The organism is Caballeronia glathei (genome assembly GCF_000698595.1).
In the GTDB taxonomy this organism is placed as follows: Bacteria; Pseudomonadota; Gammaproteobacteria; order Burkholderiales; family Burkholderiaceae; genus Caballeronia; species Caballeronia glathei.
In genome coordinates this window covers 106,857-131,315 of record NZ_JFHC01000008.1, presented here as the reverse complement: position 1 = coordinate 131,315, position 24,459 = coordinate 106,857, and the positions used below count along the sequence as shown (strand labels likewise).

The following is a 24,459-nucleotide window of genomic DNA, read 5'->3' as shown; positions in this document are numbered from 1 at the left end:
GCGCAGGAATTCAGAGCTGATGAAAGCATTCTATAGTGACCGTTTTGTGTTGCCGCTCCCGGCGGGGCACCGGTTTCCGATGCAGAAGTATCGAATGCTGCGCGAGCGTGTCGCGGCGCAGTTGCGCGACGTCGCGCTGCACGAAGCGCCGGTCGCCGGCGACGCCGAACTCACCCGCGCGCACTCGGCCTCTTATGTGGCGCGCGTCGCGTCGGGCGCGCTCGACGCGAACGAGCAGCGCGAGATCGGCTTTCCGTGGTCGGAGAACATGGTCGAGCGCTCCCGCCGCTCGGTGGGCGCGACCATCGCCGCATGCCGTGCCGCGATCGCCGACGGCTTCGCGGTCAACCTCGCCGGCGGCACGCATCACGCGTATGCGTCGCACGGGGCCGGGTTCTGCGTCTTCAACGACGCCGCAGTCGCAGCCCGCGCGATGCAGGCCGAGGGCGTTGTCTTCGCAGCGGGCGGAGAGAAGGCGCAAATCGCGATCGTCGATCTCGACGTTCATCAGGGCAACGGCACGGCATCGATATTCCGCGACGACCCGAGCGTGTTCACGCTCTCGCTGCACGGCGCATCGAACTATCCTTTTACAAAGGAGACGAGCGATCTCGACGTCGCGCTCCCCGACGGCTGCGACGACGACGCCTACGCGGAAGCGCTGTCACGCGCGCTCGAGACGATGTTCGAGCGCGCCGGGCCCGCGCTCCTCATTTATCTGGCGGGCGCGGATCCGCATGCGGGCGACCGGCTGGGCCGGCTCGGTCTCACCTTCGCCGGCCTCGCGCGGCGCGACCGGCTCGTCTTCGAGGCCGCGGCGGCGCGCGATCTGCCCGTCGCGATCGCGATGGCGGGCGGCTATGGACGCAATATCGACGACACGGTGGAAGTGCACCTGCAGACGATCCAGCTCGCGGCGAGCGCATGCGGGAAGCGCAGCCGGACGCTGGCCGGCATAATTTCCCGCGCTTTATAGGACCTCGCCGTAAACCAAAATTGTTGAAGGAACGTTAACATTTCACCTTAGTCGAATGCCCGTTGCCGCTCGGCGACAGTCGTTTCGCTGTTTTCCTGCCCGGACGTCGACGAACGCACGGTTTTCGGATACACGGAAGCCGACAATTCACTCAAGTTGCAGAATAAATTGCCGATATGCACTGATGCCGTTGTGGGACAGGTGCGCTATCGGCGAAATGCTTTCCGGCTCCTGATCGTTTTTGACGATCGGTCGTCGAACCTTATTGGTGTTTGTAATCGATTCTTACAACTCGGTTTAAAGAGCGTCGATAAGTGCTTAATATTGCTTAAATTTCGCAGCTTTACTACACTGGCGGTACTCTCGCCGCCCCAGAACACAACACTAATGAAAACCGAAATGTTTTCGTCGCTGAAGATGATGCACGGCGTGGCGCTACGCACCGCAATGTCGGTGGCCGTATCGATCGCGGTTGCGACGTCTTTCGCGGCAGCCCCCGGCGAGGCTTTTGCAAAGACCGCCACGTCGAAATCCGTCGCCAAGAAGGCCGCACCGGCCAAGACCGCCGACGCTCCTGCGACGGCCAAGTCGAAATCGGCGAGGGCGTCCAAGACGGTCGCGCCGAGCCGCTCGGCGAAGGTCGCCGCCGCCGCGGCGCGGTGCATTCGGTCGCGTACCAGCCGCGCCCGCAGACGGTCGGCCAGGCCTTCGGTCTCCACGAAACGCCTGACAGCCTCGCGCTGCGTTCGAGCGTCGCCTACGTCGTCGACCAGAACACGTCGGAGACGCTCTTCGACAAGAATTCCCGCGCCGTCGTGCCGATCGCGTCGATCACGAAGCTGATGACGGCAATGGTCGTGCTCGATTCGCGCATGCCGCTCACCGACGTGATCCAGGTCACCGACGAAGACCGCGACTACGAGAAGTACACGGGTTCGCGCCTCGCCGTCGGCTCGGAGCTGAACCGCGAGGACATGCTCCATATCGCGCTGATGGCGTCGGAAAACCGCGCGGCCGCCGCACTGTCGCGTTATTACTCGGGCGGGCGCCCCGGGTTCATCGCCGCGATGAACGCGAAAGCGAAGTCGCTCGGCATGACCGACACGCACTTCGAGAACTCCACCGGGCTTACGAGCCAGAACGTGTCGAGCGCGCGCGACCTCGTAAAGATGGTCAATGCCGCGTATCAGTATCCGCTGATCCGCAAGTTCTCCACGGACCGCAGCTACGAAGTGTTCACGGGCAAGCGCAATCTCGCCTACAACAGCACGAACGCGCTGATTCGCAACTCGACGTGGGATATCGGCCTGCAAAAGACCGGCTTCATCAACGAAGCGGGTGAATGCCTGGTGATGCAGGCCAACATTCACGGCCGCCCGGTGGTGATGGTGCTGCTCGACTCGTCGGGCAAGTATTCGCGCTTCGCCGACGCGGGACGCCTGCGCACGTATCTCGATACGGCCGGCGAGCCGCACATCACGAGTGCCGATACGGGCGGCGGCGGGACCTGATTCGACGCCACCACGCGCAAACGGAAAAAGCCGGATTCATCGTCAGATGAATCCGGCTTTTTTGTATTGGCGACGACCGAACGGATGAACGGCGTCAGCGCTGCTGCGAATCCGTTCCTGCGTCCTCGCGATACCCGAGCGAGTGCGAAATCTCGAGCGCGGTATGGCTCAGCTGCTTGAGCCACGCGTCCTGCAACCGGTCGGCCGGCGCCGACAGCGACAACCCCGCCACCAGCCGCCCGGTGTCGTCGTAGATGCCGGCGGCGATGCAGCGCACGCCCAGTTCCAGCTCCTCGTTGTCCCGCGCGCACGCCTGCTGGCGCACGAACGACAGCTCGCGCTCGAGCTTCGCGAGATCCGTGATGCTGTTCTGCGTGTGGCCCGAGAGGCCCGTGCGGGTCGCGTAGGCGCGCACGCGCGAGGCTTCGTCGGCGGCGAGGAAAAGCTTGCCGACCGAAGTCAGGTGCAGCGGCGCCCGTCCGCCGATCGCGCGCACGACCTGCATGCCCGAGCGCTCCGAATACGCGCGCTCGATGTACACGATCTCGTCGCCCTGGCGCACGGAGAGATTCACCGTCTGCCCGGTCTGGCGGTGCAGCTCGCGCATCGGCGGCATCGCGGCTTCGCGCACCGACAGACGCGCCTTCACCAGATTGCCGAGTTCGAGCAGGCGCATGCCGAGCCGGTACGTGCCCGGATCCGAACGGTCGACGAGCCGGCACAGCACCATGTCGTTCAGGATGCGGTGCGCCGTCGACGGATGCAGTTCCGTGCTCTGGGCAAGCTCCTTCAGGCTGACGGGGTCGGTGTGCGAGGCGAGGGCGTCGAGAAGCCGCATCATGCGCTCGATCACCTGTATGGACGTCTTGGATTCCGGGTTCGTATCGCTCATCGTGAAAAATCGCTTGACGCGTCAAACAGCGGAAACAGAATTGTATCTCGTAATGTGAAAAAAGCGAATGCGGGTCTCGGGTGGGGCCTCTTTCTGCTTCTGTCCCTTTCTTCCGTAACGGGCCCGCACACGTGCGCTATTCGCGGATAATCGGGCGTTTGCGCCACGAAATAAAAAAAGGAAGCCCCATGCGAGTCGGATTGTTCGTCACCTGTCTCATCGACCTGATGCGCCCCGAGATTGGCTTCTCCGTCATCAAGCTGATCGAGCAGGCCGGCTTCGAAGTGGTCGTGCCGCCCGCGCAGACCTGCTGCGGGCAGCCCGCGTACAACTCCGGCGAGCGGCGCCTCGCGCGCGATCTCGCCGAAAAGACGCTGCGCGAATTCGAGCAGTTCGACTACGTGGTGGTGCCGTCGGGCTCGTGCGGCGGCATGATCCGCGCGCATTACGGCGACCTCTTTCGCGACGACCCCGAACTGATGAATCGCTACGGGCGCCTGCAGCCGCGCGTGTTCGAGCTGACCGATTTTCTCGTGACGGTCGCCCACGCGCGCATCGAGCCGGGTGTCTTCAAGGGCGGCGAGGGCGGCGTGACGTATCACGATTCGTGCTCGGGCCTGCGCGAGCTCGGCGTCAAGGCGCAGCCGCGCGCGCTGCTCGCCCAGGCGGGCGTGCCCGTCGCGGAAATGAAGGGCTGCGAGCACTGCTGCGGTTTCGGCGGCACGTTCGCGGTGAAGTACGGCGACATCTCGACGGCGATCGTCGACGAGAAATGCGCCAACATCAAGGAAAGCGGCGCGCATGCGGTCGTGCTCGGCGACCTCGGCTGCATGCTGAACATAGAAGGGCGCCTGCGCCGCACCGGCGACACCGCGACGCGCGTGCTGCACATCGCGCAGGTACTCGCGGGCGACGCCTGATCATCCCCTGATCTACTCACTAGAAACCGCCCATGCAAGTTCAGACGATGCAGTTCAAGGCGCGCGCGGGCAGCAAGCTCGCCGACGAGCGCCTTCAGCAGAATCTCACCAAGCTCTCGACGAAGTTCGTCAGCGCCCGCGCGAGCGCGATCACGGCGATCGATTTCGAGGAGACGCGCGCCGCGCTGAAGGAGCGGCGCAACCGCGCGATCGAGAATCTCGACGTGTGGCTCGACACCTTCGAGCGCGAAGCGACCCGGCGCGGCGCCACGGTGCTCTACGCGGAATCGACGCAGGACGCGGCGCGGCTCGTCGCGGACATCGCGCGCCGGCACGACGTGAAGAAGGTGATCAAGACGAAGTCGATGGTGTCGGAGGAAATGCAGCTGAACCGCGTGCTCGGCGAGATGGGCGTGCAGTCGATCGAGACGGATCTGGGCGAATACATTCTCCAGATCAATGACAACGAGCCGCCGAGCCACATCATCGCGCCCGTCGTGCACAAGGACAAGGAGCAGATCGCGGATCTCTTCGCGAAGACGCACGGGCGGCCGCGCCTCACCGACATTCCCGACATGACCCGCGAGGCGCGCGAAGTGCTGCGTCCGCATTTCATGTCGGCGGACATGGGCGTGACGGGCGGCAACTTCGTGATCGCGGAAACCGGTTCGGTGGCGCTCGTCACGAACGAAGGCAACGAGGGCATGTGCACCGTGATGCCGCGCGTGCACGTGGCGGTGACGGGCATCGAAAAAGTCCTGCCGACGCTCGAAGACCTCGCCACTGCGATGCGGCTTCTGCCGCGCTCGGCGACCGGGCAGACCACGTCGAATTATTTTTCGCTGCTGACGGGGCCGCGCGCCGCGGGCGAACTCGACGGCCCGGAGCACATGTACTTCGTGCTCGTCGACGGCGGGCGCACGGGGCTCATCGGCGGCGAGTTCCAGGAGATGCTGCGCTGCATCCGCTGCGGCGCCTGCATGAATCACTGTCCGGTGTATCAGAAGATCGGCGGGCACGCCTACGGATGGGTCTATCCGGGGCCGATGGGCTCGGTGCTGACGCCGGCTTATACCGGCATCGACCGCGCGCTCGACCTGCCGCAGGCAGCCACGTTGTGCGGTGAGTGCAACAGCGTGTGCCCGGTGGGCATTCCGCTGTCGGATCTGCTGCGAAAACTGCGCGAAAAGCAGATGGAGCGGCGCCTGAGGCCGTGGGGAGAACGCGTGGCGCTTGCCATGTGGGGCTTCCTCGCGCTTCACCCGGGCTGGTACGCGACGTTCACGAAGCTCGCAGTGCGGATCCTCGAACGGATGGGCGGCAGCCGCAAGGCGATCTCGCGCCTGCCGCTCGGCGGCGGCTGGACCCATACGCGCGACATGCCGGCGCCCGTCGGGCGAACGTTTCGCGAACTGTACAAGGCGCAGCGGTCGCATATCGGCTGAGGCGAGCGCGCCAGGCGGACGCGAAAAAGCCGCGCGGGATCGTCGATCCCGCGCGGCTTTTCTCTTTTGCGGCAGCGCTGCCGGTCCGCCGCCGGCCGTTATCCGCCGTAGCGCCCCAGATTTTGCCGCTGCGGCGGCCCGCCCGGCGTGCTGATGTTCGGCTGCGGCAATTGCGCGGGGCGCGCGGGCGGCGGGCCGCCGACCGCCGCCGGTGCGGGCGGCCTGCCGCCTCCAGCCTGCGGCGGCGGCGCGGGCGGCGGCCCGCCGTGATTTCCGCCTCCGCCGCCCGCCTGCGGCGGCCGGCCACCCTGATTGCCGTCATGATCGCCGTGACCGCCGCCCGGCGGCCGGTTCTGCCAGCCGCCTGGGGGCGGCCGGTGCCGGTAGCCGGGACTGTCGTCCCAGTAACGCGGGCCGGGGCCGCCGTAATAGCTTCCCCCGCCGATATAGACGCCCGACTGCACCACCGGGCCCGGATAGCCGTAGTAGCCATAGCCGGGGTCGTAGGTGGCCGGATAGCCGCCGCCGTACGCGGGCGTGCCGTCGGGATAGACGGCGCACCCGCCCAGCAGGGCCGACGACACGACAGCGAGACTTGCGACTGCAAATTTCATGATTCTGAACAGGAGTTGACCGATTGTTTACTAGGACAGCCGCCGGATTCGAGTGTCCCGACAAGTTTGTAAGCTTTTATGTCCGGGGGCGGCATTATCGGCCGGAATGGCGCTGGCGGGCAGCTTGTTGTCGCAAGCGCAACGAACCTTTGCTATCAATCGTCTTAATCTGATAGGGATAAACCCGTAGAATCACAACAATCGCAAAATGGGCCTCTTGCCCATCGCGAAGCAGCAGTTGAGGTGACCCCATGAGAAAGACAATATCGACTTACTGGCCCGTCGCGATGCTCGTCCCCATCGCCCTCGCCGGCTATTTGCATACCGTTGGCGCCGATCAGCCGAGCGCCGCGCCGCATGAGCAGATGACCGTCGCGGAAGTGAGTGCCGAGTTCGCCCGCGCGATTTCGCTGGGCTTCGTCGATGCCGACGGCGACTGGCAGCCCGCCGGCAGCATGCCGGCAGTCGCCGCGGCGCCCCGCGTGCTCTGAACGCTGTGAGCACTGCGCCGACTGCGGGTCCGTCGGAATAGGCGCGCTTTTCGCGACCTTTGTATAATTCGGGACAGTTTCGAGCGGAGTGGCTGGCCGGCCGGGTCGGACGATCCGGCCTCAACCCCGACGCACTCCCGGCAATGCAGCAAGTCCGTACCTGAAATCCGATGAATTCGATTGCCGTCTGCTTCGTGTGTCTGGGCAATATCTGCCGCTCGCCGAGTGCCGAGGCAGTGATGCTGCATCAGGTGGCGCAGGCGAAGCTCGCGGACCGGATCATCGTCGATTCCGCCGGAACGGGCGACTGGCACATCGGTCACCCCCCCGACGACAGGGCGCAGCGCGCGGCGAAGCGGCGCGGCTACGACCTCTCGGCGCTGCGCGGCCGCCAGATCGCCGCCGACGATTTCGCGCGTTTCGACCTGCTGATCGCGATGGACGACATGAATGCCGCCGCCCTCGCGCAAATCTGCCCGCCGGAGCATCGCGACAAGATCCGTCTGCTGATGGAATTCGCGACTCGCGACGACAGCCGCGTCGTCGTCGACCCGTACTTCGGCGGCGACGAAGGTTTCGAGCGCGTGCTCGACCAGTGCGAAGACGCCTGTGAGGGCCTCGTCAAGGCGCTACGCGCGCAACTGGTCGTTTAGGGCGGGCGCTTAAGTAAATTCCTATAGATTTCCGTCCTGCATACTTGACTAAATCCGTAGGCTATTTATACTGGACGAAAATCATCAAGTATTAGCGGTGCCCCAATTATGAGACTCACCACGAAAGGCCGGTTCGCCGTCACGGCGATGATCGACCTGGCATTGCGCCAGGAGCAGGGCCCGGTGACGCTGGCCGGTATCAGCCAGCGCCAGCGCATCTCGCTTTCCTACCTCGAGCAGTTGTTCGGCAAGCTCAGGCGCCACGAGATCGTCGAATCGGTCCGCGGGCCGGGCGGCGGCTACAACCTCGCGCGCCGCGCGGAGAACGTTACGGTCGCGGACATCATCATCGCGGTCGACGAGCCGATCGACGCCACCCAGTGCGGCGGCAAGGGCACGTGCGAAGGCACGAAGCAGCACGACGGCCATTGCATGACGCATGAACTCTGGGCGACGCTCAACCAGAAGATGGTCGAGTATCTCGATTCCGTGTCGCTGAAGGATCTCGTCGACCAGCAGCGTGCGCGCGAAGGTTCGTCGGCGATTCTGCGCGACCGGCGCACCGAGACGGCGGCGGTGGAAGCCGCGCGCGTCGTGCCGAAAGGGCCCAATTCCGTTTTCAACCTGGCGGGCTGAGCGCTGGCGCGCCTTCATGCGCGAAGTGCCCGAAGTGCCGGCGGCAACGCCATTTGACCGATTTATCCGGAGCGACTGATGAACCACGATATTCCCCACCTGCCCATTTACATGGACTACAGCGCGACGACGCCGGTCGATCCGCGTGTGGTGGACAAGATGATTCCGTATCTGCGCGAGCAGTTCGGCAATCCCGCGTCACGCAGCCACCAGTACGGCTGGGATGCGGAGCGTGCGGTCGAGGAAGCGCGCGAGAACGTCGCGGCGCTGGTGAACTGCGATCCGCGCGAAATCATCTGGACGTCGGGTGCAACGGAATCGAACAACCTCGCCATCAAGGGCGCGGCGCACTTCTACAAGAGCAAGGGCAAGCACCTCATCACGGTGAAGACCGAGCACAAGGCCGTGCTCGACACCATGCGCGAACTCGAGCGCGAAGGCTTCGAAGTCACGTATCTGGACGTGCAGGACGACGGCCTCGTCGATCTCGACAAGCTCAAGGCGGCGATCCGCCCGGACACGGTGCTCGTGTCGGTGATGAGCGTGAACAACGAGATCGGCGTGATTCAGGATATCGCCGCGATCGGCGAGATCACGCGCCCGAAGGGCATCATTTTCCACGTGGACGCGGCGCAGGCCACGGGCAAGATCGGCATTGACCTGGACAAGCTCAAGGTCGACCTGATGTCGTTCTCGGCGCACAAGACGTATGGCCCGAAGGGCATCGGCGCGCTGTATGTGCGCAGGAAGCCGCGCGTGCGCATCGAAGCGCAGATGCACGGCGGCGGCCACGAGCGCGGCATGCGCTCGGGCACGCTCGCGACGCACCAGATCGTCGGGATGGGCGAGGCGTTTCGCATTGCCCGCGAGGAAATGGCAACGGAGAACGAGCGCATCCGCATGCTGCGCGACCGGCTGCTGAAGGGACTCTCGGATATCGAGGAAGTGTATGTGAACGGCGACATGGAGCGCCGCGTGCCGCACAACCTGAACATCAGCTTCAACTTCGTCGAAGGCGAGTCGCTGATCATGGCGGTGAAGGACGTGGCGGTGTCGTCGGGGTCGGCGTGCACGTCGGCGTCGCTCGAGCCCTCGTATGTGCTGCGCGCGCTCGGGCGCAACGACGAACTCGCGCACAGCTCGATCCGCTTCACGGTGGGGCGCTTCACGACCGAGCAGGACGTCGACTACGTGATCAATCTCCTGAAGAGCAAGATCGCGAAGCTGCGCGATTTGTCGCCGCTCTGGGAAATGCACAAGGACGGCATCGACATCTCGACCATCCAGTGGGCCGCGCACTGAGCGCCCCCGGACACACGAATACGAAAGGAGTTTGAATCATGGCATACAGCGACAAGGTTCTGGACCACTACGAAAACCCGCGCAATGTCGGCTCGTTCGGCAAGGACGACGACACGGTCGGCACCGGCATGGTCGGCGCGCCGGCGTGCGGCGACGTGATGAAGCTGCAGATTCGCGTGGGCGCGGACGGCATCATCGAGGACGCGAAATTCAAGACCTACGGCTGCGGTTCGGCGATCGCCTCCAGCTCGCTCGTGACGGAATGGGTGAAGGGCAAGACGCTCGACCAGGCGCTGACGATCAAGAACACGCAGATCGCCGAGGAACTCGCGCTGCCGCCGGTGAAGATCCACTGCTCGATCCTCGCGGAAGACGCGATCAAGGCAGCGGTCGCCGACTACAAGCAGCGTCACGGCGCGGCATCGCCCGAAGCGGCACCCGTCGAGGCGAAGCAGCACGCGGCGTAAGAAGCAGCCGCGAAAGTGGACGCGGGCGCGTTGATCCGATGAAAGCGCGCCCCTGATTTTCGATTCAGGCAAGGCCGCAGCATGCGACCGGCCGGGGAAGCACCGATCCCGGCGGACGAGCGGCTGCGAGAACGAGAGATTATGGCAATCACGTTGACGGATAAGGCAGCACAGCACGTGCAGAAGTATCTGGCGCGACGCGGCAAGGGCGTCGGGCTGCGTCTCGGCGTGCGCACGACGGGGTGCTCGGGCCTCGCGTACAAGCTCGAGTATGTCGACGAACTCGCGCCTGAAGACCAGGTGTTCGAGTCGGCCGGGGTGAAGATCATCATCGATCCGAAGAGCCTCGCCTATCTCGACGGCACCGAGCTCGACTTCGCACGGGAAGGGTTGAACGAAGGTTTTCGCTTCAACAACCCGAACGCGAAGGACGAGTGCGGCTGCGGCGAGTCCTTTCGCGTATAAAGCCGGGAGTACCGGCCGGCAGAGGCGGCGCGTGCCGCCTTTTTCTTTCGTGGTCTTGGTTTCGCTTGGGCTTCACCTCATCACCTATGGCAACGCTTTCCGACAGTCACTTCGACCTGTTCAACCTGCCGCCGGCCTACGCCGTCGATAGCAGCGCGCTCGACGACGCCTATCGCACGGTGCAGGCGCAAGTGCATCCGGACCGCTTCGCCGCGGCAGGCGACGCGCAGCGGCGCATCGCGATGCAGTGGGCGACGCGCACGAACGAGGCGTACCAGACGCTGCGCGATCCGCTCAAGCGCGCGCGCTACATGCTGTCGCTGCGCGGCGTGGACGTCGGCGCGGAAAACAACACCGCGATGGAGCCCGCGTTCCTCATGCAGCAGATGGAATGGCGCGAAACGATCGAGGATGCGGCGGCCGCGAAGAATCTCGGCGCGCTCGAGGCGCTGCTCGACGAGTTGCGCGGCGAAGAACGCGTGCGCTTCGACAAGCTCGCGGCGCTGCTCGACAGCCATTCGGATCAGGCCGCGGGCGAAGCCGTGCGCCAGCTGATGTTCATCGAGCGCGTGGCAAGCGAGATCGGCACGCAGATCGAGAAGCTCGAACACGCTTGAGGACGCAGGCACGACGAGAAGCGTCGTTCCGAAGGCCCGCGCCGAACCCAACCCCCAATAGATCAACGATGGCTTTACTGCAAATCTCCGAACCCGGCATGGCGCCGGCGCCGCATCAGCGGCGCGTCGCGATCGGCATCGATCTCGGCACGACCAATTCGCTCGTGGCCGCCGTGCGCAACAGCGTGCCCGAAGTGCTGCCCGACGAGGACGGCCACGTGCTGCTGCCGTCCGTCGTGCGCTATCTGGAAAAGGGCGGACGCCGCATCGGGCGCATCGCGAAGGACGAAGCGGCGCTCGATCCGCGCAACACGATCGTCTCGGTGAAGCGCTTCATGGGCCGCGGCAAGAGCGAGGTGGAAGGCGCCGAAAACGCGCCGTACGACTTCATCGACGCGCCCGGCATGGTGCAGATCCGGACCGTCGACGGCGTGAAGAGCCCGGTCGAAGTGTCGGCGGAGATTCTCGCGACGCTGCGCTATCGCGCGGAAGACACGCTCGGCGACGATCTCGTCGGCGCGGTGATCACGGTGCCGGCCTACTTCGACGAGGCCCAGCGGCAGGCGACGAAGGACGCCGCGCGCCTCGCCGGCCTGAACGTGCTGCGCCTGCTCAACGAGCCGACCGCGGCGGCGATCGCCTACGGGCTCGACAATGCGTCGGAGGGCCTGTACGCGGTGTATGACCTCGGCGGCGGCACGTTCGATCTGTCGATCCTGAAGCTCACGAAAGGCGTGTTCGAGGTGCTCGCGGCGGGCGGCGATTCGGCGCTCGGCGGCGACGACTTCGACCACGCGCTGTACCGGCACGTGGTCGCCCAGGCGGGCGTCGAGGTGGGCACGCCCGAGGACGTGCGGCTGCTCCTCGATCGCGTGCGCTCGGCGAAAGAGGCGCTTTCGGACGTGCCGCAAACGCGCGTCGAGGCGACGCTCTCGAGCGGCCAGCGCATCGATGTCGCCATCACCGAAGCGCAGTTTGCGACGCTTGCCGAGGCGCTCGTCGCCCGCACGCTCGTGCCGACGAGAAAGGCGCTGCGCGACGCGAAGGTCGCGCCCGCGGATATCAAGGGCGTCGTGCTGGTCGGCGGCGCGACGCGTATGCCGGTGATCCGGCGCGCCGTCGAAGGCTATTTCGGCCAGCCGCCGCTCACGAATCTCGACCCGGATCAGGTCGTCGCGCTCGGCGCCGCGATCCAGGCCGATCTGCTCGCCGGCAACCGCCGCGGCGACGGCGACGACTGGCTGCTGCTCGACGTGATTCCGCTCTCGCTCGGTGTCGAGACGATGGGTGGCCTCACGGAAAAGATCGTCCCGCGCAACTCGACCATTCCGATTGCGCGCGCGCAGGATTTCACGACGTTCAAGGACGGCCAGACGGCGATGGCGATCCACGTCGTGCAGGGCGAGCGCGAGCTCGTCTCCGACTGCCGGTCGCTCGCGCGCTTCGAGCTGCGCGGCATCCCGCCGATGGCGGCGGGCGCCGCGCGCATCCGCGTGACGTATCAGGTGGACGCCGACGGCCTGCTGTCGGTGTTCGCGCGTGAGCAGGAATCGGGCGTGGAGGCGTCGGTGGTGGTTAAGCCGTCGTACGGCCTCGCCGACGACGACGTCGCCCGCATGCTGGAGGAAAGTTTCAGGACGGCCGAGACCGACATGCGCGCCCGCGCGCTGCGCGAGGCGCAGGTGGATGCGCAGCGGCTCGTCGAGGCGACGCAGGCGGCACTCGAAGCCGACGCCGAGCTGCTCGACGACGACGAGCGTGTACAGATCGACGCGCTCGTCGGCGAACTCGCGGCCGTCACGACGAAGGACGATCACGACGCGATCGAAACCGCGACCAAGGCGCTGTCCGCCGCCACGGACGAATTCGCCGCGCGCCGGATGAACAAGAGCATTCGCCGCGCGCTGGCGGGCCGCAAGCTCGACGACGTCTGAATGGCCCGCTGAATCGCCGTTGCTGATCGATTACGAATTTACGGAAGCACTCATGCCTCAAATCGTTGTACTGCCTCATGTGGAACTGTGTCCGGACGGCGCCGTGATCGACGCCGACCTGAGCAAGAGCATCTGCGACAATCTGCTCGATCACGGCATCGAGATCGAGCACGCGTGCGAAAAATCGTGTGCGTGCACGACGTGTCACGTGATCATCCGGGAGGGTTTCAACGCGCTGGAACCGTCCGAGGAAGATGAGGACGATCTGCTCGACAAGGCCTGGGGGCTCGAGCCGACATCGCGGTTATCATGTCAGGCGATGGTGCCTGCCGAGGAAGATCTGGTCGTCGAGATTCCGCGGTACTCCATCAATCACGCGAAGGAAAATCACTGACAGGAGTTCGCTCATGAAGTGGACAGACACGCAGGACATCGCGATGGCCCTGACCGACGCGCATCAGGGCGTGGACCCCCAATATGTGCGTTTCACGGACCTGCATCGCTGGGTCATGGAACTGGAAGGGTTCGACGACGACCCGTCGAAGTCGAACGAGAAGATCCTCGAGGCGATTCAGGCCGCGTGGATCGAAGACGCGGATTACTGATCCGGCGCGCGCCCGCTCCTGCGGCGCCGCACAACGCAAAACGGCGATTCCGGAAGGAATCGCCGTTTTGCGTTTCAGCCTGGCGAAAGGGTATCGATGAGCCCGATCAGCCTGCCACCAGCGTGCCGTTCTGCACGCGCACGTGCTGGCCCTGCTGGAACGGCGGCGGCTGGCGATACGTGAAAACACGTGTCTTGCCGCTTTCCATGCGCACGCGCACGGAATAGTCGGTTTCGCTGCGAACATGCTTTTCCACCGAGTTCCCGGCGAGCCCGCCGCCGAGCGCGCCGAGCAGCGTCATCGCGGTGCGGCCGTTGCCGCTGCCGAACTGGTTGCCGACGACACCGCCCGCCACCGCGCCGCCGACCGCGCCGATACCCGTGCCCTGGCCTTCATGGCGCACCGCCGTGATTGCCTCGACCGTGCCGCAGGTCGAGCAGTAGGCGGGCTTCTGCGCGTAGGAGGGCTGGCGGGCAGGTTGCTGAGCCTGCTGCGCCGCCTGCTGCTGCGCGGCTTGCTGGGCCACCTGCTGTTGCGCGGCTTGCTGCGCCGCCGCCTGCTGGGCCGCCGCCTGTTGTGCCGCTTGCTGTTGGGCGGCCTGTTCGGCAGCCTGTTGCGCTGCCTGCTGTTCAGCGGCCTGCTGCTGGGCCGCGGCCGCCTGCGCGGCGCCCGGCGCGGGTTGCGGCGTCACCTGCGCCGACTGCGTCTGGCCGTTCTGCGAGAGGCTGCTCGATGCCTTCGGAAATAGGCCCGTGAGCGCGGCCGTCGCAGCGAGGCTCGCGACGATCACGGCGCCTGCCGCCGTTGCAATGAGCGGATGCAGGCGACGCGCGTGCGCATCGTTCACGCCCGGGGAATTCGGTGCAGCCAGCTTGTCGTTACGGTTGTCCATTTTTAACCTCCGTCCCGGGGGCAGATGTCAGCGCCATACTGTTGAACATGTCGTTGAATATGCTCCCGAACCTATGTGAGACGTAGTTTCCGGGAAAACGATCCCGCAGGCATTTCAATTTGTAACGAAGATCGGCGTCCCGCGCAATCATGATTCAAGCACAACGGATGCCAGGCCGGTTTATTCATGCTTCGGCAGGGGAGCGCGGCGAGCGGTGCGCCAGGGACTTACCGGTGGTTACAAACTTAAGGACGAAAAAAAGCGCGTCCGGATCCGAACGCGCTTTTTTCCGCCACATGACCCAACCTGCGCCGCCTCAGTCCTCGCGGCGCAGATGCGGGAACAGGATGACGTCGCGGATGCTCGGGCTGTCGGTGAGCAGCATGACCAGCCGGTCGATGCCGATGCCGCAGCCGCCCGTCGGAGGCATGCCGTGTTCCAGCGCGCGGATGTAGTCGGCGTCGTAGTACATCGCTTCCTCGTCGCCGGCGTCCTTCTGGTCGACTTGCTTCTGGAAGCGCGCGGCCTGGTCTTCCGGATCGTTCAGTTCCGAGAAGCCGTTCGCGATCTCGCGCCCGGTAATGAAAAGCTCGAAGCGCTCGGTGATGCCTTCCACGGTGTCCGATGCCCGCGCGAGCGGCGACACCTCGATCGGGTAATCGATGATGAACGTCGGATTCCACAGTTGCGATTCGGCCGTTTCCTCGAAGAGCGCGAGTTGCAGCGCGCCGACGCCCGCGTTGAGAAACGCCGGTTGCGTCGTGTCCACGCCGAATTTCTTCAGTTCGGTGCGCAGGAACGCGGCGTCGGCGAGCTGCTCGTGCGTATATTGCGGCGCGTATTTCAGGATCGCCTGGCTGATCGTCAGGCGGTCGAACGGCTTGCCGAGATCGAGTTCGCGCCCCTGGTAGGTGATCGCCGCGGTGCCGCGCGCGTCGATGGCGGCCTGGCGGATCAGCTGCTCGGTGAAGTCCATGAGCCACTGGTAATCCGTGTACGCGGCGTAGAACTCCATCATCGTGAATTCCGGATTGTGGCGCGGCGAGACGCCCTCGTTGCGGAAATTCCGGTTGATTTCGAACACACGCTCGAAGCCGCCGACGATCAGCCGCTTCAGATACAGCTCGGGCGCGATGCGCAGGAACATCTGCATGTCGAGCGCGTTGTGATGCGTGACGAAGGGCTTGGCTGCCGCGCCGCCCGGAATCGGGTGCAGCATCGGCGTCTCGACTTCCATGAAGTTGGCCTTTGCCATGAAGCTGCGAATCGACGCGAACGCCTTCGTGCGCGCGATGAACGTCTCGCGCGCCTCGGGCGTCACGATCAGGTCGACGTAGCGCTGGCGATAGCGCATTTCCTGGTCGGCGAGGCCATGGAACTTGTCCGGCAGCGGGCGCAGCGCCTTCGAGAGGAGCCGCAGCTCGGTACAGCGCACCGACAGCTCGCCCTTGTTGGTGCGAAAGAGCACGCCCTTCGCCGCGACGATATCGCCGAGGTCCCACTTCTTGAAGGCGTCGTAGACTTCGGCGCCCACGTCCGCGGGCGTGATGAAGAACTGGATCTGGCCGCTGCCGTCCTGAACCGTCGCGAAACTCGCCTTGCCCATCACGCGCTTGAGCATCATCCGGCCGGCGAGCGCCACCTGCAGCGGATTCGCTTCGAGCGTTTCCTTGTCGGCGCCGGCGTACTCGGATTGCAGCGGCGCGGCCTGATGGGTCGGGCGAAAGTCGTTCGGATAGGCGATGCCTTGCTCGCGCAGCGCACGCAGCTTCTCGCGGCGTTCGGCGACGATCTGGTTCTCTTCCAGTTCGGGAGCGGCACTCGTCTGGGTCGGTTCGGTCATGATGGTTTGGCTTTGGATTCGATCGGGAATGCGGTTCTCGCGGGGCGCCGGGCCTGGTGCGCGCCGGTCGCGCCGGAAAATGGTGCCACCTTGAGCGGCGCCACCTGAAAGCGACGCGGCGCGGCTTTCGAGGCCGCGCCGCTCGCGCTTACACACCCTGTTTCAGGCTGGCGCTGATGAAGTCGTCGAGGTCGCCGTCGAGCACGGCGCGCGTATTGCTCATTTCCACGCTGGTGCGCAGGTCCTTCACGCGGCTCTGGTCGAGCACGTAGGAGCGGATCTGGTGACCCCAGCCCACATCGGTCTTGCTCGACTCCAGCTTGTCCTGTTCGGCCTGCCGCTTGCGCATTTCGAACTCGTAGAGGCGCGCCTTGAGCATCTGCATCGCTTCCGCGCGGTTGCGGTGCTGCGAGCGGTCGTTCTGGCACTGCACGACGATGCCGGTGGGCGCGTGCGTGAGGCGCACGGCGGAGTCCGTCTTGTTGATGTGCTGGCCGCCCGCGCCGGATGCGCGGTAGGTGTCGGTGCGGATATCGGCCGGATTGATCTCGATTTCGATCGAGTCGTCGATCTCGGGGTACACGAACACCGACGAGAACGACGTGTGCCGTCCGCCCGACGAATCGAACGGCGACTTGCGCACGAGCCGGTGAATGCCGGTTTCGGTGCGCAGGTAGCCGTACGCGTATTCGCCTTCCACCTTGATCGTCGCGCTCTTGATGCCGGCGACGTCGCCTTCGGATTCTTCCAGCACTTCGGTCTTGAAGCCCTTGCGCTCGCAATAGCGCAGGTACTGGCGCAGCAGCATCGACGCCCAGTCGCACGCTTCCGTGCCGCCCGCGCCCGCCTGGATGTCGATGAAGCAGTTGTTCGGGTCGGCCGGATTTGAGAACATCCGGCGAAACTCCATGTCTGCGACGCGCTTTTCGAGCGCGGCCGCGTCGGTTTCGCACGAGACGAGGGTGTCCTCGTCGTTTTCCTCGTGCGCCATTTCGAACAGCTCCTGCGCATCACGCAGGTCGGCGTCGAGCGCAGCGACGGTCGTGACGACGCCGTCGAGCAGCTTCTTTTCCCGGCCAAGCGCTTGCGCGTTCTTGGAGTCGTTCCAGACGTTCGGGTCTTCGAGTTCCTTGTTGACTTCGGCTAGACGCGCGGCCTTGGCGTCGTAGTCAAAGATACCCCCGTAGCTCGCCTGCGCGGCGACGCAGGTCGGAGAGAAGGCTCTCGATCGAATTGAGACGTTCCGCTTCCATGTGGTCGATTTCGGCTTCGTGAAAAGGTGAAATTATAGCCGATCGGGGGGTGCGAACGGGCGGGGGCGGGCCACCCGCGCCCGGGCTCGCCTGTCAGGCGAGCGCATGCTCCACGATCATCTGCACCCGCGCGACGCCGTTCCAGGTGTCGCTCACGAGCCGGTAGGCCACGATGGTGCGCGCCGGCAGCGGATCGACGTGGTTGAACCAGATCGCGGAAAAGCGCTGGCGCCCGCGCACGAGCTGCAGCTTCAGGTGCTTGTCCTTCACGAGCGCCTGCGACGCCACGTCGAATTCGCCCGAAAACACCGGCGCCGGGAAGCCCTGTCCCCAGACGGCCGCGTCGATCATTTCGACGAACTGCGGCGTGAAATAGGCGTCTTCCAGCTCGCCGTCGGTTTCGACCACCCGCGAGAGCGCCTCTGCGCTCAGCCATTCGCGGCCGACCGCCTCGAAGGCCGCCGTGAAGCGCGGGATGTCGGCGGTGGCGATCGTGAGGCCCGCGGCCATCGCGTGGCCGCCGAACTTGTGGATGAGGCCCGGTTCGCGCTTCGAGATCAGATCGACCGCGTCGCGCAGGTGAAAGCCGGGAATCGAGCGCCCGGAGCCCTTCGAGAGGACGCCGCTGTCGTCCGCGTGCGCGAACGTGAACGACGGCCGGTGAAACCGCTCCTTGAGCCGCCCCGCGACGATCCCGATCACGCCCTGATGCCAGCCCGGATTGAAGAGCGTGAGCGTCGCGCAATCGCCGGGATCGACCGACTGGAGTTCCTCCAGCGCCTGCTGCTGCATGCCCGCCTCGATTTCGCGCCGCTCGCGGTTGATCGCGTCGAGCTGCTGCGCGAGCTCCCAGGCGCGGCCGATGTCGTCGGTCGTCAGGCACTCGATGCCGAGCGACATGTCCGAGAGCCGTCCCGCCGCATTCAGGCGCGGGCCGAGCGCGAAGCCCATGTCGAAGCCCGAGGCCGCGCGCGCGTCGCGTCCGGCCGCGCGAAAGAGCGCCGCGATCCCCGGCTGCATGCGCCCGGCGCGAATCCGCTTCAGGCCCTGCGCGACGAGGATGCGGTTGTTCGCGTCGAGCTTCACCACGTCGGCGACGGTGCCGAGCGCGACCAGATCGAGCAGGCCGTCGAGCCGCGGCTCGGGCGCCGCGTCGGTGAACGCGTTGCGGCGGCGCAGTTCCGCGCGCAGCGCGAGCAGCACGTAGAACATCACGCCGACGCCCGCGATGCACTTGCTCGGGAACGTGCAGCCCGGCTGGTTCGGGTTGACGATCGCGCGCGCGGGCGGCAGTTCGTCGCCGGGCAGGTGATGGTCGGTGACGAGGACGTCGATGCCGAGCGAGTTCGCCGCCTGCACGCCATCGACGCTCGCAATGCCGTTGTCCACCGTGATCAGCAGGTCGGGCCGGCCCTGCGGGAGGCGCGCGGCCAGCCCGACGATCTCGGGCGTGAGCCCGTAGCCGTACTCGAAGCGGTTCGGCACGAGGTAGTCGATCCGCGCGCCGAACATCCGCAGGCCGCGCACGGCGACGGCGCACGCGGTCGCGCCGTCGCAGTCGTAGTCGGCGACGACCAGCATCCGGCGGTTCGCGGCGAGCGCATCGGCGAGCAGGGCGGCGGCTTCGTCGCACCCCTTCAGGCCGACGGGCGCGTGGAGCTTTTTCAGCTCCGTTTCGATGTCATCGGGCGAGGACACGCCGCGCGACGCGTAAAGCCGCGCAATCACCGGATGCAGGCCGTGGCGCACGAGCACTTCGGCATCGGCGGGGGAGGAGGCGCGGGTGACGATTCGGGTCATGCGAAGGGGGCTCGTGGTTGAGTCACTGATTATTCGATGAACAGCGCCGCGATCGGCCGGAGGCGCCAGAACTTGCGCAGGCTCCCGCGCGTCGCGGTGAGCGTGACCGAGCCGGTGTCGCTGCACAGCGTGAAGCGCAGGGTGCCGAGCGAGCCGTCGCTCAACGCGGCGAGGGCGGGCGCGAACCAGGCGGCTTCGAGCGCCTTCAGCGACGCGTTCCAGCGCGCCCAGTCCTGCTCGATGAAGGGTGCCGAAAACGGATCGAGTTCGACGAGCGTGCGTCCGGAATGGCCTGAATCGCCCGACGCTGCAAGCGCTGCAAACGACGCCGGCGGCGACTGCGGCGCGAGACCGGCGGCGAGCGCGAGGCCCCGCGTCGCCGCGGCGTCCGACATCACGCGCGCGAACGGGCTCGTCACGGTGCGCAACGTGCCCTGGGCGTGCAGCCAGATCGAGTTGATCGCGGGCAGGCCGCGCGCTTCGCGCGCCTCGTTCAGCGGATGCTCGAACCACGCCATCTGCACTTCGTTCTGCAGCTTCATCCAGGCGCGCGAACGCTCGCCCGTCTTCGCTTCGTGCGGCAGCCAGATTTCGATGTTGCGTCCGCTCGCGCGCAGCGGCGAGGCGCCCGCGAGCGCGCCGAGACTCTCGCCCGACACGTACCAGCGCGTCGCGGCGGGCGCCTGCACCTCGATGCCCAGTTCCTCGATCAGCGGCTTGACCACCTGAAAGAGCGTGTGCGCTTCGTCGTCGGACACCTGGAGCGTGGCCGGGTCGATCAGCACCAGATGGTCATGCGCGATGCGCACGTGCACCGGCTCGACGCACGCCCACGGCGCGTCGCCGGGCGTGCCGCCGTCGGCGAGCAGCATGTAGGGCGCGAGCGGTGCTTCGTCGGCGGGCGTGGCGTCGGCGGCGGTGTTGACCGCGCCGAATTGCCGCGCGATCCAGCGCTCGTGCGGCAGCGTGCGCTGAAAATCCTCGCCGATCACGCGCTCGTCGAGCGTCGCGCGGGCGAGCAGCCTTTCGAGGGCGGGACTTTCCAGGTTGTGGAGCGCGGTGGCGGCGTCCGCCGCCGATGGCAGCGCGAACGGCAACAGGAGGTGAAGGTCTTGAACGGGCATGATGCTGCGCATTGTATGGCAAACGATCCGGGTTCTTCCGGGCATCGGCGCGCGGGGCCCAGGACGCGATGCGATGCAGGCCGATGCGTGAAATGCACGCTGCAAGTCCGGCTGCGAGTTCGACTGCGAGTCCGGCCGTAAGTCCGGCTGCAAGTCCGCCCGCGTGGCACCGGCCGTTCCGTCTGGTCGCACAAATGAGCGGGAACTGTGCGGCTGGGTTCGGCGCACCGCATTCGCGCGCGTCCGATGGCGTTCAACTTGATGTCAGTGTGACCGGCGCCGCATATTGCGCGGCGCCTTGCTTCTAAGCTGCTGCTGAAAATGTTGCACAAAAAAGCTGGAGACCAACATGCCACTCGGAAAAATCCAAGAAACAGAGTGTTCGGGGACTAACGCCTGCCCGTCGGCCAGGGGCGAGGCGCTTCAGGGTGAGTTTGTCGACCTCGTGCCCGCTCTCGCGCGATTGCGGGCGCCGGGCCGTTCGAGCTGATCGGCGCGCGTCGCGCGCAACCTGAACCGCTGTTTTTGCCTCTAGGGGCTCGCTCATGAACACGACACTCGTGGCCGTCATCATCGGCCTGATCTGGACTATCGGCGTAATCTGCCTGTGCGCATTCATTCGCGGCGGCGCGATCCAGGAGCGCGAGCAGCGCGACTCCGCGGCCGCGAAGACCCGCGTAAAGAAAGGCATCGCCTCGGCGCGATCGCGCCACGGGACGCAATCGTGACGGCGGATCGCAAGCGGCGGCCAGCGGCGTGAGGGCGTGCGTCCGGCGGGGGCTGGCGCAAGCGTTGCGCATGCAGGGCGGCGGGGCGTGCCATACGCGGCGCGCGCCGGGCCCGGCTGGAGCGCGTCATGGCACCTAGAATCAGGCAGATCCTGTTGCGCGTCGCGCGGCTCGTCGCCGCCGCTGCGAGGCGCCAGCGCATCGTGCGGGCGCGCTCGATGTCCGCGCAGGGAGCGTCCGGCGCCGCGTCCGGTCCGCCCGTCACGTCCATCGTCGACGACTGGTATTCCGAAGCGATCAACTTCGAATTCGAGGTGAAGGGCGTGTCCTATCGAGGGCTCGTCGGGTACGACGCCTTGCGCAGCCGCTTTGCGCCGGCGCCGCCCGCGGAACCTGCGCTCGCGATCTTCATCCGGCATGCCGGCGAGATACGCGATGCCGCCATCGCGAAGGTGCTGCGCGGCGCGTCGAGTCCGGTGGTGCTGGATCTGGCGGATCTTTAGGCGCACGGGGGCCCGGTGCGCTTCGAGGCCAGGCGCGGCCGTCCGCGCGAGCACCCTTTGAATCAATCAATCGGTCGCGGGCTTGCCGTGTGCCGCCATCCTCTGGAAATCCACCACTTGCGGCGGTTTCGGCTTCGGCGAATCGTCGATCACGCCCGCGCGGCGAATCTCGATTGCAAGCCTCACGCGAACCCTGGAAAGGGGCATGCCGTTGGTCGCCAGCGCGGGCGCGTCGCGCTCGACCTGGCGAAAGCCCTCGTCGAAGAGCGTGCGGGTTTCGAGCAGTTCGAGCCGCTGCCGCTGAACCTCGAGGATCAGCCGGCGCACGTCCGGGTGCGGATGCCTGTGCCACCAGTCGCGCAGATCGGCGAGGGTGGGCGCGGCGAACGAGGGGAGCTTCATGCCGGTCGGAATACTGTATGGATGTACAGTATAGGCGATGGCGGCTTCGCTGAAAAAAGTGCGCATCGCGGGCACGCGAAGCCCGTCCGGCCGCGCGTTTCGCGCCCGTCCGGTTGAACCAATTCAGCGTCACGGCTTTCTCAACCGGGGCCCGCGCCGAGGCGGCGATGGCGGGTTCACACCGGATTGTGTGGCAAACTTCGCGGTTGATCGGAGGCCGCAATCGCCCTGGAGGCGCGAAATTGCGTCGAAAGGGCGTCCAGAGCCCGCCCGCGCGCGTATATGCGTGCATGTCGGCGTGTATGTCGAATGGCCAGGGGCGCAGGTCGCAACGAACACAAAGACCCATGCCGCGCGTGATGCACGAAGCACGACAGGCGTCACCGCGCGGCGCAAGATCGAAGAACGCTGAAAGGACTCGCTTGAAACTTCCCTATGAATGGCAGATCGGCTGGCGCTACACGCGCGCCGGCAAACGCACGACAGGCAACGGTTTCATCTCGTTCATCGCGCTCGTGTCGATGGCGGGCATCGCGCTCGGCGTCGCCGCGCTGATCGTGGTGCTCTCCGTGATGAACGGCTTTCAGAAGGAAGTCCGCGACAGGATGCTCTCCGTCCTCGCGCACGTCGAAATCTTCTCCCCGACGGGCTCGATGCCCAACTGGCAGTTGACCGCGCAGGAAGCGCGCCGCAATCCCGAAGTGATCGGCGCGGCGCCTTACGTCGATGCGCAGGCGCTCCTCACGCGCCAGGGCGCCGTGAGCGGCGTGGCGCTGCGCGGCGTGGAACCGGCGCTCGAGCCGCAGGTGTCGGACATCGGCAAGGAAATGCGCGCGGGCTCGCTCACGAGCCTCGCGCCGGGCGAATTCGGCATCGTGCTCGGCGCCGATCTCGCGACCAATCTCGGCGTGACGACCGGCGACAAGGTCACGCTCGTCGCACCCGAAGGCACGATCACGCCGGCCGGCATGATGCCGCGCCTGAAGCAGTTCACGGTGGTCGGCGTGTTCGAGTCGGGCCACTACGAATACGATTCCACGCTCGCGCTGATCTCGATCAGGGATGCGCAGGCGCTCTTTCGCCTGCCCGCGCCGACCGGCGTGCGCCTGAAGCTGAAGGACATGCAGCGCGCGCCGGAAGTCGCGCGCCAGCTCGCGCGCACGCTTTCGGGCGATCTCTACATCCGCGACTGGACGCAGCAGAACAAGACCTGGTTCTCCGCCGTGCAGATCGAAAAGCGCATGATGTTCATCATCCTCACGCTGATCATCGCGGTGGCGGCGTTCAACCTCGTGTCCTCGCTCGTGATGACCGTCACCGACAAGCAGGCCGACATCGCGATCCTGCGCACGCTCGGTGCGCAACCGGGCTCGATCATGAAGATCTTCGTGATTCAGGGCGTGACGATCGGCTTCATCGGCACGGCGATCGGCGTGACGCTCGGATGCCTGATTGCGTGGAGCATTCCGTGGCTCGTGCCGATGATCGAGCACCTGATCGGCGTGCAGTTCCTGCCGCCGTCGGTGTATTTCATCAGCGAGCTGCCTTCGGAGCTCGTCCCTGCCGATGTCGCGAAGATCGGCATCATCGCGTTCGTGCTGTCGTCGCTCGCGACGCTCTATCCGAGCTGGCGCGGCGCGAAGGTTCGCCCGGCGGAGGCCCTGCGCTATGAGTGACATGAACAACGACACGAATATCGTGCTGCAGGCCACCTCCATTTCGAAGACGTTCGTGCAGGGCGGCTTCAACGTGCAGGTGCTGAACAACACGCAACTGGAGGTGTATCGCGGCGAGAAGCTCGCGATCGTCGGCGCATCGGGCTCGGGCAAGAGCACGCTGCTGCACGTGCTCGGCGGGCTCGACGAGCCGAGCGCGGGCCGCGTCTCGCTGCTCGGCAAGCCGTTCACGGACCTGAAGGAGCGCGAGCGCAACGATCTGCGCAACCGCGCGCTCGGCTTCGTCTATCAGTTCCATCATCTGCTGGCGGAATTCACGGCGCTCGACAACGTCGCAATGCCGCTCAGGATTCGCCGCATGACCGAGGAGGCGTCGCGCCACGAGGCGATGCAGATGCTCGAGCGCGTGGGCATCGGGCATCGCGCGAAGCATCGGCCGGGCGAGCTCTCGGGCGGCGAGCGCCAGCGCGTGGCCATCGCGCGCGCACTGGTGTCGCGCCCGGCGTGCGTGCTCGCCGACGAGCCGACCGGCAACCTCGACGGCGGCACCGCCGACACCGTCTTCAACCTGATGCTCGAACTCTCGCAGACGCTCGACACGAGCTTCGTGATTGTCACGCACGACCCCGACCTCGCGGCCCGCTGCGACCGCATCATGCGTCTGCGCGACGGCGTGCTGTACGAAGAGCCGCCGGTGCCGGTGTAAGACG

At 66.0% G+C, this 24,459-nt stretch carries 25 protein-coding genes and 1 pseudogene; 18 read left to right on the top strand and 8 right to left on the bottom strand.

The window, feature by feature from the left end:
• The first annotated feature begins 19 nt into the window (after positions 1-19).
• Together BG61_RS08405 and pbpG are read left to right on the top strand one after the other, a co-directional pair.
• Positions 20-976 carry a histone deacetylase family protein gene (locus tag BG61_RS08405; protein ID WP_035937910.1) on the top strand — a complete coding sequence of 319 codons (957 nt, stop codon included), beginning with the start codon at positions 20-22 and terminating at the stop codon, positions 974-976.
• Positions 977-1,363: 387 nt separating this feature from the next.
• Positions 1,364-2,487, top strand: a pseudogene (gene pbpG / locus BG61_RS08400) (D-alanyl-D-alanine endopeptidase).
• Between the two features lie 94 nt (positions 2,488-2,581).
• Here pbpG and BG61_RS08395 read toward each other — a convergent pair.
• Positions 2,582-3,379, bottom strand: coding sequence for an IclR family transcriptional regulator (locus BG61_RS08395; protein WP_035937914.1), 798 nt, complete (start codon positions 3,377-3,379; stop codon positions 2,582-2,584).
• Between the two features lie 188 nt (positions 3,380-3,567).
• On the opposite strand from BG61_RS08395, the gene BG61_RS08390 reads away from it, so the two are divergent.
• On the top strand, positions 3,568-4,299 hold the full coding sequence (locus BG61_RS08390; protein ID WP_035937916.1) for a (Fe-S)-binding protein: 732 nt from the start codon (positions 3,568-3,570) through the stop codon (positions 4,297-4,299).
• 32 nt (positions 4,300-4,331) lie between these two features.
• Positions 4,332-5,744, top strand: coding sequence for a LutB/LldF family L-lactate oxidation iron-sulfur protein (locus BG61_RS08385; protein WP_035937919.1), 1,413 nt, complete (start codon positions 4,332-4,334; stop codon positions 5,742-5,744).
• A gap of 98 nt (positions 5,745-5,842) precedes the next feature.
• Here the strand turns inward: BG61_RS08385 and BG61_RS08380 are convergent, their stop codons facing one another.
• Positions 5,843-6,358, bottom strand: coding sequence for a hypothetical protein (locus BG61_RS08380; RefSeq protein WP_035937922.1), 516 nt, complete (start codon positions 6,356-6,358; stop codon positions 5,843-5,845).
• 251 nt (positions 6,359-6,609) lie between these two features.
• Between BG61_RS08380 and BG61_RS08375 the strand changes: the two genes are divergently transcribed.
• The 10 genes from BG61_RS08375 (at position 6,610) to iscX (ending at position 13,528) form a co-directional block, all read left to right on the top strand.
• Positions 6,610-6,849, top strand: a complete 240-nt coding sequence (locus tag BG61_RS08375) for a hypothetical protein (protein WP_035937923.1) — start codon at positions 6,610-6,612, stop codon at positions 6,847-6,849.
• A 170-nt stretch (positions 6,850-7,019) separates the two neighbouring features.
• Positions 7,020-7,502, top strand: a complete 483-nt coding sequence (locus BG61_RS08370; RefSeq protein ID WP_035937926.1) for a low molecular weight protein-tyrosine-phosphatase — start codon at positions 7,020-7,022, stop codon at positions 7,500-7,502.
• Between the two features lie 108 nt (positions 7,503-7,610).
• Positions 7,611-8,138: a Fe-S cluster assembly transcriptional regulator IscR gene (gene iscR / locus BG61_RS08365; RefSeq protein ID WP_035937928.1), complete on the top strand. Its 528-nt coding sequence runs from the start codon at positions 7,611-7,613 to the stop codon at positions 8,136-8,138.
• Between the two features lie 78 nt (positions 8,139-8,216).
• Complete coding sequence (locus tag BG61_RS08360; RefSeq protein ID WP_035937930.1) at positions 8,217-9,440, top strand: IscS subfamily cysteine desulfurase; 1,224 nt, start codon at positions 8,217-8,219, stop codon at positions 9,438-9,440.
• Positions 9,441-9,478: 38 nt separating this feature from the next.
• The gene (gene iscU, locus BG61_RS08355; protein WP_035937932.1) at positions 9,479-9,907 is read left to right on the top strand and encodes a Fe-S cluster assembly scaffold IscU; all 429 of its coding nucleotides are present in this window, start codon (positions 9,479-9,481) and stop codon (positions 9,905-9,907) included.
• 141 nt (positions 9,908-10,048) lie between these two features.
• Positions 10,049-10,372 carry an iron-sulfur cluster assembly protein IscA gene (gene iscA / locus BG61_RS08350; protein WP_035937934.1) on the top strand — a complete coding sequence of 108 codons (324 nt, stop codon included), beginning with the start codon at positions 10,049-10,051 and terminating at the stop codon, positions 10,370-10,372.
• Between the two features lie 86 nt (positions 10,373-10,458).
• Positions 10,459-10,989 (top strand): Fe-S protein assembly co-chaperone HscB, encoded by a 531-nt coding sequence (gene hscB / locus BG61_RS08345; protein WP_035937936.1) that lies wholly within the window; start codon positions 10,459-10,461, stop codon positions 10,987-10,989.
• Positions 10,990-11,057: 68 nt separating this feature from the next.
• Positions 11,058-12,923 (top strand): Fe-S protein assembly chaperone HscA, encoded by a 1,866-nt coding sequence (gene hscA / locus BG61_RS08340; RefSeq protein WP_035937938.1) that lies wholly within the window; start codon positions 11,058-11,060, stop codon positions 12,921-12,923.
• 52 nt (positions 12,924-12,975) lie between these two features.
• A complete protein-coding gene (gene fdx / locus BG61_RS08335; protein WP_035938157.1) occupies positions 12,976-13,317 on the top strand; it encodes an ISC system 2Fe-2S type ferredoxin in 342 nt (113 codons plus the stop codon).
• A gap of 13 nt (positions 13,318-13,330) precedes the next feature.
• Positions 13,331-13,528: a Fe-S cluster assembly protein IscX gene (iscX, locus tag BG61_RS08330; RefSeq protein WP_035937939.1), complete on the top strand. Its 198-nt coding sequence runs from the start codon at positions 13,331-13,333 to the stop codon at positions 13,526-13,528.
• Between the two features lie 106 nt (positions 13,529-13,634).
• Here iscX and BG61_RS08325 read toward each other — a convergent pair whose 3' ends face one another.
• The 5 genes from BG61_RS08325 to BG61_RS08305 all read right to left on the bottom strand — a co-directional run bounded on the left by BG61_RS08325 (position 13,635) and on the right by BG61_RS08305 (position 20,452).
• Positions 13,635-14,420 (bottom strand): glycine zipper 2TM domain-containing protein, encoded by a 786-nt coding sequence (locus BG61_RS08325; RefSeq protein ID WP_051672376.1) that lies wholly within the window; start codon positions 14,418-14,420, stop codon positions 13,635-13,637.
• A 316-nt stretch (positions 14,421-14,736) separates the two neighbouring features.
• Positions 14,737-16,263, bottom strand: coding sequence for a lysine--tRNA ligase (gene lysS, locus BG61_RS08320; RefSeq protein ID WP_035937941.1), 1,527 nt, complete (start codon positions 16,261-16,263; stop codon positions 14,737-14,739).
• A 148-nt stretch (positions 16,264-16,411) separates the two neighbouring features.
• A protein-coding gene (prfB, locus tag BG61_RS08315) for a peptide chain release factor 2 (protein ID WP_174479712.1) occupies positions 16,412-17,516 on the bottom strand; the annotation gives its coding sequence in 2 pieces (ribosomal slippage) (positions 16,412-17,443 and positions 17,445-17,516; 1,104 coding nt in all).
• Between the two features lie 93 nt (positions 17,517-17,609).
• Positions 17,610-19,316: a single-stranded-DNA-specific exonuclease RecJ gene (gene recJ, locus BG61_RS08310; protein ID WP_035937943.1), complete on the bottom strand. Its 1,707-nt coding sequence runs from the start codon at positions 19,314-19,316 to the stop codon at positions 17,610-17,612.
• Positions 19,317-19,345: 29 nt separating this feature from the next.
• Complete coding sequence (locus BG61_RS08305; RefSeq protein ID WP_035937945.1) at positions 19,346-20,452, bottom strand: hypothetical protein; 1,107 nt, start codon at positions 20,450-20,452, stop codon at positions 19,346-19,348.
• Between the two features lie 533 nt (positions 20,453-20,985).
• Here BG61_RS08305 and BG61_RS08300 point away from each other — a divergent pair.
• Positions 20,986-21,168, top strand: coding sequence for a hypothetical protein (locus BG61_RS08300; protein WP_035937947.1), 183 nt, complete (start codon positions 20,986-20,988; stop codon positions 21,166-21,168).
• Positions 21,169-21,296: 128 nt separating this feature from the next.
• A complete protein-coding gene (locus tag BG61_RS08295) occupies positions 21,297-21,671 on the top strand; it encodes a hypothetical protein (RefSeq protein WP_129572269.1) in 375 nt (124 codons plus the stop codon).
• Between the two features lie 66 nt (positions 21,672-21,737).
• On the opposite strand, the gene BG61_RS08290 is transcribed toward BG61_RS08295, so the two are convergent.
• Positions 21,738-22,073, bottom strand: coding sequence for a hypothetical protein (locus tag BG61_RS08290; protein WP_129572270.1), 336 nt, complete (start codon positions 22,071-22,073; stop codon positions 21,738-21,740).
• A gap of 422 nt (positions 22,074-22,495) precedes the next feature.
• Here BG61_RS08290 and BG61_RS08285 point away from each other — a divergent pair, with 422 nt between their 5' ends.
• Together BG61_RS08285 and lolD are read left to right on the top strand one after the other, a co-directional pair.
• Entirely contained in the window at positions 22,496-23,749 is a 1,254-nt protein-coding gene (locus BG61_RS08285; protein WP_035937949.1) for a lipoprotein-releasing ABC transporter permease subunit, read from the top strand.
• On the top strand, positions 23,742-24,455 hold the full coding sequence (lolD, locus tag BG61_RS08280; RefSeq protein WP_035937950.1) for a lipoprotein-releasing ABC transporter ATP-binding protein LolD: 714 nt from the start codon (positions 23,742-23,744) through the stop codon (positions 24,453-24,455). Before BG61_RS08285 ends, lolD begins: the two co-directional genes overlap by 8 nt.
• The last annotated feature ends 4 nt before the right edge of the window (positions 24,456-24,459 follow it).

What these genes read in the sequence shown, in the direction of transcription:
- BG61_RS08405 (WP_035937910.1), top strand. Translation starts at nt 20, where the DNA reads ATGAAAGCATTCTATAGTGACCGTTTTGTGTTGCCGCTCCCGGCGGGG.
- BG61_RS08395 (WP_035937914.1), bottom strand. Translation starts at nt 3,379, where the DNA reads ATGAGCGATACGAACCCGGAATCCAAGACGTCCATACAGGTGATCGAG.
- BG61_RS08390 (WP_035937916.1), top strand. Translation starts at nt 3,568, where the DNA reads ATGCGAGTCGGATTGTTCGTCACCTGTCTCATCGACCTGATGCGCCCC.
- BG61_RS08385 (WP_035937919.1), top strand. Translation starts at nt 4,332, where the DNA reads ATGCAAGTTCAGACGATGCAGTTCAAGGCGCGCGCGGGCAGCAAGCTC.
- BG61_RS08380 (WP_035937922.1), bottom strand. Translation starts at nt 6,358, where the DNA reads ATGAAATTTGCAGTCGCAAGTCTCGCTGTCGTGTCGTCGGCCCTGCTG.
- BG61_RS08375 (WP_035937923.1), top strand. Translation starts at nt 6,610, where the DNA reads ATGAGAAAGACAATATCGACTTACTGGCCCGTCGCGATGCTCGTCCCC.
- BG61_RS08370 (WP_035937926.1), top strand. Translation starts at nt 7,020, where the DNA reads ATGAATTCGATTGCCGTCTGCTTCGTGTGTCTGGGCAATATCTGCCGC.
- iscR (WP_035937928.1), top strand. Translation starts at nt 7,611, where the DNA reads ATGAGACTCACCACGAAAGGCCGGTTCGCCGTCACGGCGATGATCGAC.
- BG61_RS08360 (WP_035937930.1), top strand. Translation starts at nt 8,217, where the DNA reads ATGAACCACGATATTCCCCACCTGCCCATTTACATGGACTACAGCGCG.
- iscU (WP_035937932.1), top strand. Translation starts at nt 9,479, where the DNA reads ATGGCATACAGCGACAAGGTTCTGGACCACTACGAAAACCCGCGCAAT.
- iscA (WP_035937934.1), top strand. Translation starts at nt 10,049, where the DNA reads ATGGCAATCACGTTGACGGATAAGGCAGCACAGCACGTGCAGAAGTAT.
- hscB (WP_035937936.1), top strand. Translation starts at nt 10,459, where the DNA reads ATGGCAACGCTTTCCGACAGTCACTTCGACCTGTTCAACCTGCCGCCG.
- hscA (WP_035937938.1), top strand. Translation starts at nt 11,058, where the DNA reads ATGGCTTTACTGCAAATCTCCGAACCCGGCATGGCGCCGGCGCCGCAT.
- fdx (WP_035938157.1), top strand. Translation starts at nt 12,976, where the DNA reads ATGCCTCAAATCGTTGTACTGCCTCATGTGGAACTGTGTCCGGACGGC.
- iscX (WP_035937939.1), top strand. Translation starts at nt 13,331, where the DNA reads ATGAAGTGGACAGACACGCAGGACATCGCGATGGCCCTGACCGACGCG.
- BG61_RS08325 (WP_051672376.1), bottom strand. Translation starts at nt 14,420, where the DNA reads ATGGACAACCGTAACGACAAGCTGGCTGCACCGAATTCCCCGGGCGTG.
- lysS (WP_035937941.1), bottom strand. Translation starts at nt 16,263, where the DNA reads ATGACCGAACCGACCCAGACGAGTGCCGCTCCCGAACTGGAAGAGAAC.
- recJ (WP_035937943.1), bottom strand. Translation starts at nt 19,316, where the DNA reads ATGACCCGAATCGTCACCCGCGCCTCCTCCCCCGCCGATGCCGAAGTG.
- BG61_RS08305 (WP_035937945.1), bottom strand. Translation starts at nt 20,452, where the DNA reads ATGCGCAGCATCATGCCCGTTCAAGACCTTCACCTCCTGTTGCCGTTC.
- BG61_RS08300 (WP_035937947.1), top strand. Translation starts at nt 20,986, where the DNA reads ATGAACACGACACTCGTGGCCGTCATCATCGGCCTGATCTGGACTATC.
- BG61_RS08295 (WP_129572269.1), top strand. Translation starts at nt 21,297, where the DNA reads ATGGCACCTAGAATCAGGCAGATCCTGTTGCGCGTCGCGCGGCTCGTC.
- BG61_RS08290 (WP_129572270.1), bottom strand. Translation starts at nt 22,073, where the DNA reads ATGAAGCTCCCCTCGTTCGCCGCGCCCACCCTCGCCGATCTGCGCGAC.
- lolD (WP_035937950.1), top strand. Translation starts at nt 23,742, where the DNA reads ATGAGTGACATGAACAACGACACGAATATCGTGCTGCAGGCCACCTCC.